This window comes from Peribacillus sp. TE19612, assembly GCF_056279465.1.
In genome coordinates this window covers 180,885-197,285 of the sequence record NZ_JBWCCL010000010.1, presented here as the reverse complement: position 1 = coordinate 197,285, position 16,401 = coordinate 180,885, and the positions used below count along the sequence as shown (strand labels likewise).

The window sequence follows — 16,401 nt, the reverse complement described above, 5'->3', positions numbered from 1 at the left end:
TTTAACTATGCTATAATTTTATCTTGTGAGTAATTATAAATAATTGCTCCTTGCCCAATTGGGCCGCTTAGACCAAAAGGAGGTGACAGTGATGAGAAAATACGAAATTATGTATATCATCCGTCCAAACATTGAGGAAGAAGCTAAAAAAGCTTTAGTTGAACGTTTCAACACAATCCTTTCTGATAATGGTGCGGAAGTAGAAGCAAAAGAATGGGGTAAACGCCGTCTTGCATATGAAATCAATGATTTCCGTGATGGTTACTACATGCTTCTTAAAGTTAACGCTGAAAGTGCTGCGATTCAAGAATTCGATCGTCTAGCTAAAATCAGTGAAGACATTATTCGCCACATGGCTACTAGAGAAGAAGTATAATTCGATATTTAATATAAATTCTAATCTTGTTTCACATGAAACAAGCTTGAAACCTAGGGGTTGATTCTGATGATGAATCGCGTAGTTTTGGTAGGACGCTTAACTAAAGATCCTGAATTACGATATACACCTAATGGAGTTCCCGTAGCTACCTTTACTTTAGCTGTGAACCGTAGTTTTACGAATCAGCAAGGTGAACGTGAAGCGGATTTCATTAACTGTGTAGTTTGGCGTAAACCGGCAGAAAATGTAGCTAACTTCTTGAAAAAGGGCAGTTTAGCTGGCGTGGATGGACGTGTCCAAACACGTAATTATGAAGGACAAGACGGCAAACGCGTATATGTGACGGAGATTCTGGCTGAGAGTGTTCAATTCCTTGAACCACGAAGCAGTTCAGCGGGTGAAAGAAATGAAGGCGGTTCTTACGGTGGGGGTCAAAGAAGTTATGGCAATAATAACGGAAATGACAACAATTCGTATGGACAAAATCCTAATCAGAATCAACGGAGCAATAACAACTACACTCGTGTAGATGATGATCCATTTGCAAATGACGGAAAGACAATCGACATTTCAGATGACGATCTTCCATTTTAAACAGCCGTTTGAAATGAAAATTCAAAATGCAGGGAGGGAAATTTATTATGGCAATGGGTGGACGTAAAGGACGCGGTAAGCGTAAAAAGGTTTGTTATTTCACATCTAACGGAATCACTAAAATCGATTACAAAGATGTAGATCTTCTTAAAAAATTCGTCTCAGAACGCGGTAAAATTTTACCACGTCGTGTAACTGGCACAAGCGCTAAATATCAACGTAAATTAACGATTGCTATTAAACGCTCACGTACTATGGCATTACTACCATATGTATCTGGTGAATAATAAATTGGCACATTGAGGAGCAATCCTTAATGTGCCTTTTTTAATAAGTTGTCACTTATGCCTGTAAACCGCTGAATGGCGTTTTTTTTATTTCAGAAGAAATTTATCCGGGTGTTTTCCTCAGAAAAAATAATCATATCCCAAAAAAGACTGTGATGTTTGAAATATCCTGGCCGTAACGGATACAATATAAAGATGGAGATAAGACATCAATCATAACAGGGGGTGAAATAAAGATGAATAGCGGGAGACGAATTGCCGAGGGCGGAGCACTTCTGGCACTATATTGCATTTTATTGTTCATCACCATTCAAATCCCACTATTGGGTATTTTCACTACTTTCTTTTTACCCATTCCATTCATACTGGTCACAATCAAACAAAAGTTATCGTGGAGCCTTGGTTACTTATTTGTAGCCTCGTTATTGTCGATCCTCATTGGGACGATATTGTCTGTTCCGCTGACCTTGCTCATGGGGGCAACGGGAATTGCGATCGGCTATTTTTTGAAAAAGGACAAACCGATGGCACCTATGTTCATAAGCGCAGTCCTTGTCTTCCTGGGAGGCATTTTATTAATATATGCAGCTTCAGTGTTGATAACGGATGTTAATTACATAGAGGAATCGATGAACATGGCCGAGGAGTCCCTTGAAAATACAATCGGCATCATGGATTCTTTTGGACAGGCACCGACGGAACAAGTCCAAAAGCGGATGTATGAATCGATCGATATGATGAACACGCTGATGCCAAGTTTGTTCGTCTTGATGTCCGTCATCATGGTTTTATTGATTTTCTTTGCAGCGCATCCCATTGTGAAAAGGTTCAGTGATAAGGCGTTAAAATGGCCTCATTTTCGGGATCTGCGACTCCCGAAAAGCCTTTTATGGTATTATTTAATTACGATGCTTCTTGCTCTTTTTGTGAATACGGACAAGAACAGTTTTGTATATATGGCCATAACGAACCTATTTTTCATACTGCAGTTCTTCATTTTATTACAAGGATATTCCCTGATATTCTATATCGCTCATGTTAAGTCATGGGTTAAGGCGATACCTGTTTTAATTGTGGTTTTTTCTTTGCTTCTGCCGATTCCGATTATAACGACGGCCGTCCGATTTTTAGGTATAATAGATTTAGGCTTTCCTTTTAGGGAGACAATCAAGAAAAAGGAATAGAAGACTTTTTTGTAAAACAGATGCTTTTAGGAGCTGAAACTATGCCATCTTATTTGAAAGAATACTCGATTAAGTCCCCATTGTATGGGGTGCTGGCCGCAGTCGTTTTACTTTTGGGCGTACTGGCTTATTATAATTGGGTTATTGCACTTGTTGGACTTTTGATTCTTGCTGGTTTATTTTATTTAACATTAAGAATGGTAGAAAAAAAGCAACGGAAGACAGAAGAGTATATAACGACTTTATCCTACCGTTTAAAGAAGGTGGGCGAGGAAGCGTTATTGGAAATGCCGATTGGGATCATGCTCTTTAATGAGGATTATTACATTGAATGGACCAATCCATTCCTGGCTTCTTGTTTTAGTGAAGACTCCTTGGCAGGAAGATCGCTATACGATGTTGCGGACTCGATAGTACCGTTAATCAAGCAAGAGATCGAGACAGAGACACTTACGCTCCACGATCGGAAATTCAAGGTGGTCCATAAGCGTGATGAAAGGCTTCTTTACTTTTTTGATGTGACGGAGCAAGTGGAAATTGAGAAATTATATGAAGATGAGCGAACGGCAATTGCGATCATTCTTCTTGATAATTATGATGATTTGACACAGGGTATGGATGATCAGCGTAAAAGCAGCATTAATAGCTTGGTTACCTCACTTCTCGATAAGTGGGCAAGGGATAATGGCGTTTTCTTTAAGCGGGTTTCCTCGGAACGATTCATCGCTGTCTTTAATGAGCATATCCTTCAGCAGCTTGAAAAGGGGAAATTCTCGATTTTGGATGAAATCAGGGAAACGACGGCCAAGCAAAATGTACCACTTACCTTGAGCATCGGGGTCGGCTCGGCCGTATCATCCTTGCCGGAACTAGGTACGCTTGCCCAGTCCAGCTTGGATCTCGCTTTAGGGCGGGGCGGTGACCAGGTGGCCATAAAGCAAGCGAATGGAAAAGTGAAATTCTATGGCGGCAAAACCAATCCGATGGAAAAACGCACGAGAGTCCGTGCCCGTGTGATTTCCCATGCATTGAAGGATATAGTCCTTGATAGCGATAAAGTCATTGTCATGGGCCATAAAAACCCGGATATGGACGCAATCGGTTCAGCGATCGGCATCTTGAAAGTTGCCCAAATGAATGAACGTGAAGGCTATATTGTCATAAACACCCAGCAGCTCGACAGCAGTGTCCTTCGTTTAATGGAAGAGATCAAAAATAAAGAAGAGCTGTATGCCCGGTTCATAACACCTGATGATGCATTAGAAATGATTACGGATGAGACCTTGCTGGTTGTGGTCGATACCCATAAACCTTCCATGGTGATTGAAGAGCGGTTATTGAATAGAATCGATAAGGTTGTGGTCATCGACCATCATCGGCGGGGTGAGGAGTTCATCAAGAACTCATTGCTCGTCTATATGGAGCCATATGCATCTTCAACGGCAGAACTTGTGACGGAACTGCTTGAATATCAGCCGAAACGCTCAAAAATTGATATGCTGGAGTCGACGGCGCTTCTTGCAGGTATCATCGTCGATACGAAAAGCTTCACCTTAAGAACAGGATCACGTACTTTCGATGCTGCCTCTTATCTAAGGGCGCATGGAGCTGATACGGTACTTGTCCAGAAATTCTTAAAAGAAGACGTGGACACCTATATCAAACGTTCGAAGCTCATTGAAGAAGTCATCTTTTATAAAAAGGGAATTGCCATTGCCGCGGCAAAAACCGATCAGGTTCATAATCAGGTGCTCATTGCTCAGGCTGCGGACACCCTATTGACGATGGATGGCGTTGTCGCTTCCTTTGTAATGGCTAAGCGGTCTGATGATACGGTGGGCATAAGTGCGCGTTCTCTTGGTGATATCAATGTACAGGTGATCATGGAAATGTTGAATGGAGGCGGACATCTAACGAATGCCGCCACTCAACAGGTATGCTCCATTGATGAAGCCGAAAGTCGATTGAAAACAGCTATTGATGAATATTTAGAAGGGGGATATAAAGAATGAAAGTGATATTTCTTAAAGACGTTAAAGGTAAAGGGAAAAAAGGGGAAGTTAAAAATGTTGCGGATGGTTATGCACATAATTTCCTGCTTAAACAAGGATTGGCCGTTGAAGCAAATAATTCAAACGTGAAAACTTTGGAAGCACAGAAAAATAAAGAAGAATCACTTGCAGCAGAAGAGCTGCAGCAGGCTGAAGAATTGAAAGTGCAGCTGGAGAAATTAACGGTTGAACTATCTGCCAAAGCCGGTGAGGGCGGGCGTTTATTCGGTTCCATCACGACTAAACAAATTGCATCTGAGCTTCAGAAAAAACACGGTATCAAGGTTGATAAACGTAAAATGGAGCTTGCTGAAGGCATCCGCACTTTAGGGCATACAAAGCTTCCAGTCAAGCTTCATCCTGAAGTCACTGCGACACTGACTGTGCATGTGAAAGAAATTAACTAATTTTAGCTGTTTCATATCTGTGAAAAATTGATAAAATAGAGATAGACGAAAAATGTGATTGGGCACGTTGTCCTTTCACTTTTTTCTTTTTTACTAGAAACATATAAAAGGTATCCTCTTAGAATGGGAGGTTTTAAGATATGATAGAACAATTTCAGGATAGGATTCCACCTCAAAATATAGAAGCTGAACAGGCTGTGCTTGGAGCCATTTTTCTTGAGCCCTCTTCATTGACCGTTACATCGGAAGTTTTGATTCCAGAGGATTTTTATAGAAGCTCTCATCAAAAAATCTTTAATGTGATGCTTAAATTGAATGACGAAGGAAAAGCTGTCGATTTGATTACGGTGACAGAGGAATTGGCTGCGACAAAAAACCTTGAAGAAGTTGGCGGGGTTTCTTATTTAAGTGAATTGGCCGGATCGGTGCCTACCGCGGCCAATATTGAATATTATGCCCGCATCGTCGAGGAGAAGTCATTGCTGCGCCGTTTGATCCGGACTGCGACGAACATCGCTCAGGAAGGCTACAGTCGCGAGGATGAGGTCGAGGAGCTGCTCGGTGAAGCAGAAAAAACGATCATGGAAGTGGCCCAGCGTAAGAATTCCGGGTCTTTTCAAAATATTAAGGATGTATTGGTTGCGACTTACGATAACATAGAAATTTTGACTACCCGTAAAGGGGATGTCACGGGAATACCGACAGGGTTTGCTGAACTGGATCGAATGACAGCTGGGTTCCAACGTAATGACCTCATCATAGTTGGTGCCCGTCCTTCGGTTGGTAAAACCGCTTTTGCATTGAACATCGCCCAAAACGTTGCGACCAAAACGGAGGAGAATGTAGCGATTTTCAGTCTTGAAATGGGTGCAGAGCAGCTCGTTATGCGTATGCTCTGTGCTGAAGGGAATATCAACGCCCAGAATTTACGGACAGGTTCCTTAACTGATGAGGATTGGCGTAAACTGACGATGGCGATGGGAAGCTTGTCGAATGCCGGCATTTATATCGATGATACGCCAGGTGTCAGGATTGGTGAAATCCGTTCAAAATGCCGTCGTTTGAAGCAGGAACATGGCCTTGGCATGATATTGATCGATTACCTGCAGTTAATTCAAGGCGATGGCCGTTCAGGCGACAACCGTCAGCAAGAGGTATCCGAGATTTCACGTTCACTCAAAGCGCTGGCTCGTGAACTTAAAGTGCCCGTCATCGCCCTTTCCCAGCTATCGCGGGGAGTGGAGCAGCGTCAGGATAAGCGCCCGATGATGTCTGATATCCGGGAATCCGGGAGTATCGAGCAAGATGCTGATATCGTCGCATTCTTATACCGTGATGATTATTATGATAAAGAATCCGAGAATAAAAATATCATTGAAATCATTATAGCGAAACAGCGTAATGGTCCGGTGGGCACGGTTTCGCTTGCATTCGTAAAAGAATATAATAAATTCGTTAATCTCGAACGCCGCTTCGATGATGATTCGATGTCTCCCGGCGCATAGGGGACTGCCTGCCATTCATGCAATGGCGGGCTTTCTCTGTTTCAGGAAAAAGAAAGGCCCTAATGATAATAGAAAAAGAAATCAGAGGGTACAATAATGTTTGACAATCCTAAAAAAACCGGAAAGAAATTTCTCATATTTACGAACAAAGAATTTTTTAAAAAGTGTATTGTTCGGATTTTGTATTGACTTCCAGTTTGGATTATTGATAAAATAGGTTTGTTTGATAAGAACCGGTTAATGATCGGTATTACGTGAACCTTTGGAGGTGCTTTATTCAGATGTCATCAGTTGTAGTAGTCGGTACACAATGGGGAGACGAAGGTAAAGGTAAAATAACAGATTTTCTATCCCAGAATGCGGAAGCCATCGCTCGTTATCAAGGTGGGAATAATGCAGGGCATACAATTAAATTTAACGGCGTTACCTATAAACTGCATTTAATTCCGTCAGGGATTTTTTATAGTGATAAGATTTGTGTCATTGGAAACGGTATGGTAGTTGATCCAAAAGCTCTTGTAGAGGAGCTTGCTTATTTACATAGCCATGGGGTGAGTACGGATAATCTTCGTATCTCGAATCGTGCACATGTCATTCTTCCTTACCATATCAAATTGGATGAAGTCGAAGAAGACCGTAAAGGCGCCAACAAAATTGGAACGACTAAAAAGGGAATCGGCCCTGCATATATGGACAAAGCTGCTCGTAACGGAATCCGCATGGCAGACCTTTTGGACCGTGAAATTTTCGAGGGAAAATTGTCTCAAAATCTTGTCGAAAAAAACCGTATGTTCGAACGCTTCTATGAAACGGAAGGTTTCAAAATCGAAGATATCTTGGAAGAATACTATGAGTACGGACAACAAGTGCAGAAATATGTTTGTGATACATCCGTTGTATTGAATGACGCACTTGATGAAGGAAAACGGGTATTATTCGAAGGGGCACAAGGTGTCATGCTTGATATCGATCAAGGAACATACCCATTCGTCACTTCTTCCAACCCGGTTGCAGGTGGAGTTACAATCGGTTCGGGTGTAGGTCCTACGAAGATCAACCATGTGGTTGGAGTATGTAAAGCATACACAAGCCGTGTGGGCGATGGTCCTTTCCCTACAGAATTGCATGATGAAGTCGGTAACCAAATCCGGGAAATTGGCCGTGAATATGGTACAACTACAGGCAGACCGCGCCGTGTAGGCTGGTTTGACGCTGTTGTCGTTCGCCATGCTCGCCGTGTCAGCGGGATTACCGATTTATCATTGAACTCGATTGACGTATTATCAGGTCTTGATACGGTCAAAATTTGTGTGGCCTATGAATACAAAGGCGAAATCATTCATGAGGTACCAGCGACTTTGAAAGCGATTGGTGAATGTAAACCAGTCTATGAAGAGCTGCCAGGCTGGTCAGAAGACATCACAGGCTGCAAATCATTGGATGAGCTTCCAGAGAACGCTCGCCACTATGTAGAGCGCGTATCTCAATTGGTAGGCATTCCTTTGACCACTTTCTCTGTCGGTCCTGACCGTAACCAAACAAATGTCGTGAGAAGCCCTTGGCGTCTAGCGTAATTCATGAAAAAGGAGCTGGCTTTTTTTGCCGGCTCTTCTTTCATTTTTAAGATCGATGCATTATATGTCACGTTCGGGAGGTCCGGGATACCGAGTGAATGTGGATAAAAACTATAGGGAAAATAAAAAAGATAAGAAAAAAATAATTTTATTTCAAAAAACTATTGCCTAAACTATAAGAACCATGATATTATCAAAAGCGTCGTCACAATAGAACAAGCCATTAACAAGCTGCAGATGGTAAGTTAACATCCAGCAAAGAAACATTTCATTAGAACGAGCCATTAGCTCAGTTGGTAGAGCATCTGACTTTTAATCAGAGGGTCGAAGGTTCGAATCCTTCATGGCTCACCATTTTTTTCGGCCCATTGGTCAAGCGGTTAAGACACCGCCCTTTCACGGCGGTAACACGGGTTCGAATCCCGTATGGGTCACTTCTTTATATATATGCTTTACTGGTCCCGTGGTGTAGCGGTTAACATGCCTGCCTGTCACGCAGGAGATCGCGGGTTCGATTCCCGTCGGGACCGCCATTTTATTTTTATTCTAAAATAGAATATTTGGCTCAGTAGCTCAGTCGGTAGAGCAAAGGACTGAAAATCCTTGTGTCGGCGGTTCGATTCCGTCCTGAGCCATCCTTGTATAAACGCCTTTCCTTTAGGGCGTTTTTTTGTTATGTGCCCAGAGGATTCTGAATGAAATCTTGTAATAGATTGTTAACCGTTTTGTAACATACCATTTTCGGCCAATTCGGGATATAACCCTCTTTTACCCTTGCTGGGCTTAGGCCCACTCCTTTTTCCGCAGTTTATTGAACTGTCCCCATTACCATATCTATTGGTACAAGTTGTCACCATTTATACAGTTCTATTACATTATGAAGTCGGTTTCTTGTTTTTTTTCTTAATATGGTAGAGTTATGAGTGATAAAAATCATTATAGAAATCAGTCATAAGTATCAGGATATTTAAATTGGACTAATAAATCTCAAATAAATTTGATTAGTTTCTTAATTGGTGACTGAGCCGTTAAGGAGGAAAATATATGTTTAGCTCAAAAGGCAAGGGAATCATCCTGTTGATGGTTTCCGTCATTTTGGTGCTTGCGGGCAATCGGGTAACTGCTGCTGGGATACCGGAAACTACAACCATACAGCATGTTTATCTTAATGATGAGTTCGTCGGCAGTGTGACGGATGAAACGGAAATCGAAAACATCGTAGCCGATAAGGTAGAAGAAGCACAGGAAGATTATCCTGACTTTACATTCGATAAGGAGACACAGCTGAAGTTCGTACCTGAAGAGGTATTCGATGAGGATGTTAAAGAGGATCAGGCTGTTAAGGGAATTCAGGATCAGTTGAATGTGAAGGCCGAGGCGTATGAAATCGACATAGATAACCAGGCGGTCGCTTATGTTGCGTCAAAGGAAGATGCAGAGGACGTTCTGGAGAAAATCACTTTATTATATGTAAATGAAGAGGAATACGCTGAATACGAATCAGGTAAAAAAGAAAGTGAAAAAGATGCCGATTCGTTAAAAGAGCCAGGAAGCAGAATTCTGGACATCGAATTTTCACTTCCCGTTACGATTAAAGAGACAATGGTATATCCAGACGAAATCAAGAGTGTCGATAAAACCCTTTCCATGATAGAAGAAGGAAAGGAAGAAACGACGATCTATGAGGCTAAGGAAGATGAAGATCTTAAAGCCATTGCCACTAGCCATGATATGGACCTGGATCAACTGCTGGAGCTGAATCCGGGACAGGATGAGGATATAGGTGTTAAAGAGGGCGAGCGTCTCTATGTGACCCAGCGTACCCCCTATGTGAACGTAATGGTAGAAAGAGAAGTATTAAAGGAAGAGAGAATTCCTTTTCAAAAGAAAGTGAAGGAGGATGACGAACTTCCAAAGGGCGAACTCATTACTGAACAAATGGGGAATGAGGGGATTCTTGCGTTCACCTATAATGTATCTGAAACAAATGGAAAGAAAATCAGTGAAACGATCGTAAAAAAAGAAGTCACGGAAGAAGCTAAAACGGAAATCACCAGAAAAGGCACCAAGGTCATACCTTCACAGGGCAGCGGTACATATTCATGGCCTGCAGATGGGGGCTATATTTCCAGTAAGCAGGGCCAGCGCTGGGGGAAACTTCATAAAGGTATCGATATTGCACGGCCAGCCACCAGGACCATAATGGCAGCAGATCATGGGATAATCGAAACTGCCGGGAATTCCGGAGGATATGGAAATAAGATAACGATCAATCATAATAATGGGTATAAGACAGTGTATGCCCATTTGGATTCAATAGATGTAATAGCGGGACAAAAGATTGAAAAAGGTATGAAAATTGGCATGATGGGTTCAACAGGTCACTCGACCGGTGTCCACCTCCATTTTGAAATATATAAAAACGGGTCTCTCGTTAATCCGCTAAACTATATAAGTCAGTAATCGCTGGAAGTCTTCGAAAATTATTCGAAGACTTCTTCTGCTTCATTAATAGATGAGAATAATAGGAAAAAGGTGATTTAATGCCTATAAAATGATAAAGTAGAATAGAGACAATTTGCTTTCATTCCGGTGTTCAGCCCCTTTTATTGGGTATATATATGTAACTTTGCTGAAACTAGGTTGCGAAGCTTTGTGCAAGCAGAAGGAAAAGTGAATAAGGTCCCGGATAAGGACACGGTTTTTAATAGATTCAGTTCAGTTATTAAAAAGGAGATAAGTACATGGATAAAAAGATTCTGGTAGTGGATGACGAAAAGCCAATTGCTGATATATTACAATTCAATCTAAAAAAAGAGGGCTACGAAGTTTTTTGTGCTTATGATGGCAATGAAGCCCTCAAAATGGTGGAAGAACGGCAACCTGATTTGATTTTACTTGATATCATGCTGCCGCAGCGCGATGGGATGGAAGTATGCAGGGAAGTAAGGAAGAAGTATGAAACCCCGATCATCATGCTAACGGCAAAAGACTCGGAGATAGATAAGGTGTTAGGATTGGAGCTTGGTGCAGACGACTATGTGACAAAGCCATTTAGTACCCGGGAAATAATTGCCCGCGTTAAGGCGAACCTTAGACGTCAGCAAGCTGTTCCGGTTCCCGATCAAGAAAATGAACCGAAGGAAATTACGATAGGCACGCTCACTATCCATCCGGATGCCTATGTGGTATCCAAGCGTGGCGATACGATAGAATTGACGCATCGTGAATTTGAGTTGCTTCATTACTTAGCGAAGCACATCGGTCAGGTCATGACAAGGGAGCACTTATTACAAACCGTGTGGGGCTATGATTATTTTGGTGATGTGCGGACGGTCGATGTAACGGTCAGACGTCTTCGTGAGAAGATTGAAGACAATCCAAGCCATCCTGGCTGGATTGTAACTAGAAGAGGGGTCGGTTATTACCTGCGTAACCCTGAACAGGAGTAGTTTCTATGAAAAAGGTTGGTTTTTTTCGCTCAATTCATTTTAAATTTGTTCTGATTTATGTATTGCTCATTTTCGTGGCGATGCAAATAATCGGGGTATATTTTGTTGGAGAATTGGAAGAAAATCTTGTCGGAAACTTTACGAAATCAATAAAAGGTCACGTTAACCTGCTTACCTACAGTATTGGTGAAGAAATGGAAAAAGAGAGGGGAGAGGAAGATCCGACCCTCGAAGAAGCAATTGATGCGATATTGAAAGACCGGGATAATTCATCGAATGATATTTCGGAAGTACGTGTCATCGACACCCGCAGCAGACGCGTGATCGGAACTTCAGCCCCAGGTAACCAGGATATTGTAGGGAAGAAGACGACAGAGGTCCTTATCAAGAATACGCTCACTTTTGGAAAAGAAGATAGTGATGTATTTCGCGATAAGAAAACAGGCAGGCGGCTCTGGGTCCTTTCGACACCCGTTGAAGCAAATGGGGAGGTCATTGGCGCCGTCTATGTAATAGCCGAGATGGAGAATGTCTTTGAACAGATGGATGAAATCAATAGCATCTTCATGACGGGTACGGCCATCGCTTTGGTCATTACGGCCATCTTGGGGATCCTGCTCGCACGAACGATCACTAGACCCATGTCTGATATGAGAAAACAGGCCCTGGTGATGGCAAAAGGGAATTTCTCCAGAAAAGTCAGGGTATATGGCGATGATGAAATTGGCCAGCTTGCCGTCACTTTCAATAATTTGACCAAAAAACTCCAAGAGTCGCAATCAAGCACAGAAGGAGAGCGGCGTAAGCTTTCATCTGTCCTTGCCAATATGACGGATGGCGTAATTTCAACGGACAGGCGCGGTCGGGTGAACTTGATTAATGAACCGGCGGCACAATTATTGAATGTCTCCAGTGAAACCGTCATGAACCAACCGATCATTGAGGTTTTGGGTCTTGAAGAAGAATATAAATTTGAGGATTTACTGGAAGAGAGAGAGTCCATTATCCTTGATTACAGCAAAAAAAATCGGCCTTTCATTTTGAGGGGGAATTTTTCGGTCATTCAAAAGGAAACGGGATTCGTTAATGGTTTGATCACTGTTTTGCATGATATAACAGAGCAGGAAAAAATCGAGAGCGAACGCAGGGAATTCGTTGCCAATGTATCACATGAACTGCGAACTCCGCTAACGACGATGAGAAGTTACCTGGAGGCGTTGGCTGAAGGTGCATGGAAGGACGAGGAAATCGCTCCATCGTTTTTAAGTGTGACCCAAAATGAAACGGAGCGAATGATCAGGCTTGTTAATGATCTGTTACAGCTTTCGAAAATGGACAGTAAAGATTATAGGCTTAAAACAGGCTGGGTGAATTTCAATAAATTCTATGACCACATCATCGATCGTTTTGAAATGTCGAAAAATGATGACATCACGTTTAAGCGTGATTTGCCGAAGGAAGCTTATTTTGTGGATATTGATGAAGATAAAATCACCCAGGTTCTCTATAATGTAATCTCCAACTCATTAAAGTACTCACCTGAAGGGGGTCAAGTGACTTTCCGCGTCAGGGCATCTGATGGCTTTATCATTGTGAGCATTACAGATCAAGGCGTGGGTATCCCGAAAAACGTCATTGATAAAATATTCGACCGCTTCTACCGTGTGGATAAAGCAAGGGCCCGTAACTTAGGTGGGACAGGGCTTGGTTTAGCGATTGCAAAAGAGATGGTCGTGGCGCATGGCGGGAAAATATGGGCGGAAAGTGTGGATGGAAAAGGAACTACCGTGTTCTTTACACTTCCTTACGAACAGGAAGAAGAGGATGATTGGTCATGAATTTTGAACGTGCAAAAAGTATAATACTGATTATTTTGGTTGGGACAAGCATATTTTTGACATGGAGCATTTGGACGTACGAGCCTGAGTATGATCCATTTGAACAATCGTCGGAATTTATAAAGATTAAAAGCGATGTCCAGATTGTCAGTGATGTCATTAAACCAGTCAGTATCCTTTTCCATGGAAATGGGCAGCATTTCCAGACCTCCAGCCCGGTAGAAATCAATGAAATGGAAAATGAATTTTTACAATGGCGTTTCAGCGGTTTAAAAGAGGTATCCGTAAAAAGGCTGCAAAGGAAATTTGACGATTTTGTTCATGAAGATGGATCGATCGAAATCGAATTCTCCGATGAGATTCCCATCTCTCTTTATAAAACGGTATTGAATATAAGGGATAAGGAAGTGCCTGAATTTTCGTTTGATCGAATCATCATTAAACAAAAGGATATCAGCGGTAATGAATCTGCCGTTTATTTTGTTTCCTACGATCAAGAGAAGATTTATCAAGGTTTGGTCGACTCTAAAAAGCTAAGAAATTTCATGGATTCATTTTATAGGGGTTCCTATGATAAGCACCCTGAATACATTGCCGAAACGATAAACAGCAAAAGGACACTGTTCGTCCCGGAAAACCCAGTGGAAATCAACAAACTTGAATATTATATTGACTATTTGGATATTGGAAACTTGAAAAATGCGTTATTTAGTTTTCCGAAGTTCGTTCGCCAGGAAACGGTTTCGGTCGGTGAGGAATATACGGATGGAACAAGACTTATGACGGTCAATAAAGAGAATTACTTAATTTCTTATATCAATCCGGCACAAAAGAGAAAGTTATTTGGCAGTTCCAGTGACCTTCTGCAAAAAAGCATCGATTTCATCAATGATCATGCCGGTTGGGAAAATAACAATTACGGCTTTGCCTATATGTCGGAGAATGAACAACGAGTGGTATTCCGCTTATTCGTAAATGGTTATCCGACCTTCAATGAATCTGGAATGACAGAAATCGAGCAAATTTGGGGGAAAGAAGAAATTTATAGTTATGACCGCCCATACTTTTCACTTGACTCAGTCCTCCCGTCAGAAGGATCGCCAAAGACTTTACAAAGCGGTAAAGAAGTAATTAATCAGCTGAAATCGAAAGATAATATCGATTTCAAAAGCGTGGAGGACATCTCGATTGGCTATAAACTGAATAAATCCCTGGATTCCAAACTTGTAACTCTAGTTACACTCGAGCCCACTTGGTATTATCGTATCGGCGATAAATGGTTTATTGTGCCTTTTGATGAAGATACGGGAGGCGATCAAAGTGGATTGGAATAATACAAAGTCGATTTTCATCATGGTTTTCTTCGTTTTGAATATTTTTCTTCTTTATCAATTCCTGGAAAAGATTAATGACTCCCAATATGAAAGTTTCACGGAGTCATCAACGGAAGAACTGTTGAAAGAAGATGAGATTTCAATAGAAACCCCACTTCCGAAACAAAAGTCGGATCAATTCCTGATTGCCCAAAGCAAGACTTTCGAGAAGAAAGATATACAGTACCTGAAAAATCAAAAAGCAAAAATCATCGATGATAAGAAGCTTGTGGGTACATTTAAGATACCGGTTGGAATGAAAGCGGAAATTAATGCTGCAGACCTTGATATATTCCTGAAGGAGTATATATTAAAAGGAAATGAGTATCATTTTTGGAGCTATGATGAAATAAGCCAGACCATCACCTGCTATCAAGTGGCAGATAAAAAGATGTTTTATAATAATAGTAAAGGGAAGGTCACTTTATATCTGAACAAGAAGGGTGAAATCGTTTCCTATGAACAGATGTATTTAGAGGGGATCAAAAAATTCAATAAACCTAAAGTATTGACATCTGCTTTAAATGCTATCGGAGCATTGTATCAGAATGGTGATATTGATCCCAAAAGCGACGTCACGAATGTAAAATTGGGATATTACAATTCGCTGCAGACGACATCTGTGTCACATTTACTTGTGCCAACATGGTGGGTGGTCATTGATGACGAAACGGATCTCTTCGTGAATGCTTTTGATGGAGAGGTCATTGAATTGAATACAGAAGAAAAAATACTGGAGTGAGTATAGATGACAATGCATTTTAGTGTTCTCGCAAGCGGGAGTACAGGAAATGCCTTTTTCGTGGAAACGGAGGATCAATCATTCCTCGTCGATGCCGGCTTAAGCGGTAAAGCCCTGGAAGCATTGTTTCAGGATATAGGCCGTGATATGTCGAAGCTATCCGGTATCCTTGTTACCCATGAACACAGCGACCATATTAAAGGTCTTGGCGTGGTTGCCAGAAAACATAAACTCCCGATATATGCGAATGCAAAAACATGGAATGCCATGGAGCGATCGATCGGTGAAATTGCAACCGAACAAAAATTCACATTTGAAATGGAACAGGTCAAAACGTTCGGCAGCCTTGATATAGAATCTTTCGGCGTTTCACATGATGCGGCAGAGCCAATGTTTTACGTCTTTCATCATGAAGATAAGAAACTTGTGGTTATTACCGATACAGGGTACGTAAGCGATCGGATGAAAGGAATCATCTCAAATGCCGATGCTTATGTATTCGAAAGTAACCATGATGTGTCCATGCTGAGGATGGGGAAATATCCATGGAGCATCAAGCGCCGGATTTTAAGTGATGTCGGACATGTTTGTAATGAAGACGCTGCCCTTGCAATGAGCGAAGTGGCCGGTGATAAGACCAAGCGGATTTACTTGGCCCACTTAAGCCTTGATAACAATATGAAGGATCTAGCAAGAATGTCGGTGGAACAGACGTTAAAGACAAAGGGGATCATCGTGGGTGAACAATTTTCCTTATATGATACTGATCCGAAAAGACCAACGGAACTTGTTACATTATAAATGAAAGGAATGGATGAGGGATACCTTGTTCATTCCTTTTTTTATTTTAAAAATTTCGATTCGTAAGTTACGAATCGGATTAAAAGGGGTATCGTTTGGTTAGAACTGTATAGGTAAAAGGAAAATGGCTGATACTAGTCAATTTTATGTTGCCCCTTAAATTAAATTAAGCATGCATTTTTTTAGAAAAATTTCGGTAATTGAGTATAATTGA

Annotated in this window: 14 protein-coding genes and 4 tRNA genes; all 18 read left to right on the top strand. The window is 41.5% G+C overall.

All coding sequences use genetic code 11. The features are described from left to right. Positions 1 to 91 precede the first annotated feature (91 nt). The 18 genes from rpsF (at position 92) to ACZ9AO_RS18570 (ending at position 16,187) form a co-directional block, all read left to right on the top strand. Positions 92 to 376, top strand: a complete 285-nt coding sequence (rpsF, locus tag ACZ9AO_RS18655) for a 30S ribosomal protein S6 (RefSeq protein ID WP_034316153.1) — start codon at positions 92 to 94, stop codon at positions 374 to 376. 69 nt (positions 377 to 445) lie between these two features. Then, positions 446 to 973 (top strand): single-stranded DNA-binding protein, encoded by a 528-nt coding sequence (gene ssb, locus ACZ9AO_RS18650; protein ID WP_034316149.1) that lies wholly within the window; start codon positions 446 to 448, stop codon positions 971 to 973. Between the two features lie 47 nt (positions 974 to 1,020). Continuing rightward, on the top strand, positions 1,021 to 1,260 hold the full coding sequence (gene rpsR / locus ACZ9AO_RS18645; RefSeq protein ID WP_034316147.1) for a 30S ribosomal protein S18: 240 nt from the start codon (positions 1,021 to 1,023) through the stop codon (positions 1,258 to 1,260). A 236-nt stretch (positions 1,261 to 1,496) separates the two neighbouring features. Further along, positions 1,497 to 2,444, top strand: a complete 948-nt coding sequence (locus ACZ9AO_RS18640; protein WP_048687977.1) for a YybS family protein — start codon at positions 1,497 to 1,499, stop codon at positions 2,442 to 2,444. A gap of 41 nt (positions 2,445 to 2,485) precedes the next feature. After that, on the top strand, positions 2,486 to 4,456 hold the full coding sequence (locus ACZ9AO_RS18635; RefSeq protein ID WP_095390655.1) for a DHH family phosphoesterase: 1,971 nt from the start codon (positions 2,486 to 2,488) through the stop codon (positions 4,454 to 4,456). After that, a complete protein-coding gene (gene rplI, locus ACZ9AO_RS18630; RefSeq protein WP_034316140.1) occupies positions 4,453 to 4,902 on the top strand; it encodes a 50S ribosomal protein L9 in 450 nt (149 codons plus the stop codon). Before ACZ9AO_RS18635 ends, rplI begins: the two co-directional genes overlap by 4 nt. A gap of 140 nt (positions 4,903 to 5,042) precedes the next feature. Beyond that, positions 5,043 to 6,407 (top strand): replicative DNA helicase, encoded by a 1,365-nt coding sequence (dnaB, locus tag ACZ9AO_RS18625; protein ID WP_034316139.1) that lies wholly within the window; start codon positions 5,043 to 5,045, stop codon positions 6,405 to 6,407. A gap of 281 nt (positions 6,408 to 6,688) precedes the next feature. Next, positions 6,689 to 7,981, top strand: coding sequence for an adenylosuccinate synthase (locus tag ACZ9AO_RS18620; protein ID WP_331262607.1), 1,293 nt, complete (start codon positions 6,689 to 6,691; stop codon positions 7,979 to 7,981). A 278-nt stretch (positions 7,982 to 8,259) separates the two neighbouring features. Then, positions 8,260 to 8,335 (top strand) — tRNA-Lys (locus ACZ9AO_RS18615). Between the two features lie 8 nt (positions 8,336 to 8,343). Next, positions 8,344 to 8,415, top strand: a tRNA-Glu gene (locus ACZ9AO_RS18610). Positions 8,416 to 8,438: 23 nt separating this feature from the next. Next, positions 8,439 to 8,514: transfer RNA gene (locus ACZ9AO_RS18605), tRNA-Asp, on the top strand. A gap of 29 nt (positions 8,515 to 8,543) precedes the next feature. Continuing rightward, positions 8,544 to 8,616, top strand: a tRNA-Phe gene (locus ACZ9AO_RS18600). 409 nt (positions 8,617 to 9,025) lie between these two features. Further along, complete coding sequence (locus tag ACZ9AO_RS18595; RefSeq protein ID WP_476109783.1) at positions 9,026 to 10,444, top strand: peptidoglycan DD-metalloendopeptidase family protein; 1,419 nt, start codon at positions 9,026 to 9,028, stop codon at positions 10,442 to 10,444. A gap of 281 nt (positions 10,445 to 10,725) precedes the next feature. Next, the gene (yycF, locus tag ACZ9AO_RS18590) at positions 10,726 to 11,433 is read left to right on the top strand and encodes a response regulator YycF (RefSeq protein ID WP_034316131.1); all 708 of its coding nucleotides are present in this window, start codon (positions 10,726 to 10,728) and stop codon (positions 11,431 to 11,433) included. Between the two features lie 5 nt (positions 11,434 to 11,438). After that, positions 11,439 to 13,271: a cell wall metabolism sensor histidine kinase WalK gene (walK, locus tag ACZ9AO_RS18585; RefSeq protein WP_048685611.1), complete on the top strand. Its 1,833-nt coding sequence runs from the start codon at positions 11,439 to 11,441 to the stop codon at positions 13,269 to 13,271. Next, a complete protein-coding gene (locus tag ACZ9AO_RS18580; RefSeq protein WP_476109780.1) occupies positions 13,268 to 14,605 on the top strand; it encodes a YycH family regulatory protein in 1,338 nt (445 codons plus the stop codon). Before walK ends, ACZ9AO_RS18580 begins: the two co-directional genes overlap by 4 nt. Further along, positions 14,592 to 15,386: a two-component system regulatory protein YycI gene (locus ACZ9AO_RS18575; protein ID WP_048685613.1), complete on the top strand. Its 795-nt coding sequence runs from the start codon at positions 14,592 to 14,594 to the stop codon at positions 15,384 to 15,386. Before ACZ9AO_RS18580 ends, ACZ9AO_RS18575 begins: the two co-directional genes overlap by 14 nt. Before the next feature lie 6 nt (positions 15,387 to 15,392). Beyond that, positions 15,393 to 16,187, top strand: a complete 795-nt coding sequence (locus ACZ9AO_RS18570; RefSeq protein ID WP_034316123.1) for an MBL fold metallo-hydrolase — start codon at positions 15,393 to 15,395, stop codon at positions 16,185 to 16,187. Positions 16,188 to 16,401 lie beyond the last annotated feature (214 nt).

What these genes read in the sequence shown, in the direction of transcription:
- rpsF (WP_034316153.1), top strand. Translation starts at nt 92, where the DNA reads ATGAGAAAATACGAAATTATGTATATCATCCGTCCAAACATTGAGGAA.
- ssb (WP_034316149.1), top strand. Translation starts at nt 446, where the DNA reads ATGATGAATCGCGTAGTTTTGGTAGGACGCTTAACTAAAGATCCTGAA.
- rpsR (WP_034316147.1), top strand. Translation starts at nt 1,021, where the DNA reads ATGGCAATGGGTGGACGTAAAGGACGCGGTAAGCGTAAAAAGGTTTGT.
- ACZ9AO_RS18640 (WP_048687977.1), top strand. Translation starts at nt 1,497, where the DNA reads ATGAATAGCGGGAGACGAATTGCCGAGGGCGGAGCACTTCTGGCACTA.
- ACZ9AO_RS18635 (WP_095390655.1), top strand. Translation starts at nt 2,486, where the DNA reads ATGCCATCTTATTTGAAAGAATACTCGATTAAGTCCCCATTGTATGGG.
- rplI (WP_034316140.1), top strand. Translation starts at nt 4,453, where the DNA reads ATGAAAGTGATATTTCTTAAAGACGTTAAAGGTAAAGGGAAAAAAGGG.
- dnaB (WP_034316139.1), top strand. Translation starts at nt 5,043, where the DNA reads ATGATAGAACAATTTCAGGATAGGATTCCACCTCAAAATATAGAAGCT.
- ACZ9AO_RS18620 (WP_331262607.1), top strand. Translation starts at nt 6,689, where the DNA reads ATGTCATCAGTTGTAGTAGTCGGTACACAATGGGGAGACGAAGGTAAA.
- ACZ9AO_RS18595 (WP_476109783.1), top strand. Translation starts at nt 9,026, where the DNA reads ATGTTTAGCTCAAAAGGCAAGGGAATCATCCTGTTGATGGTTTCCGTC.
- yycF (WP_034316131.1), top strand. Translation starts at nt 10,726, where the DNA reads ATGGATAAAAAGATTCTGGTAGTGGATGACGAAAAGCCAATTGCTGAT.
- walK (WP_048685611.1), top strand. Translation starts at nt 11,439, where the DNA reads ATGAAAAAGGTTGGTTTTTTTCGCTCAATTCATTTTAAATTTGTTCTG.
- ACZ9AO_RS18580 (WP_476109780.1), top strand. Translation starts at nt 13,268, where the DNA reads ATGAATTTTGAACGTGCAAAAAGTATAATACTGATTATTTTGGTTGGG.
- ACZ9AO_RS18570 (WP_034316123.1), top strand. Translation starts at nt 15,393, where the DNA reads ATGACAATGCATTTTAGTGTTCTCGCAAGCGGGAGTACAGGAAATGCC.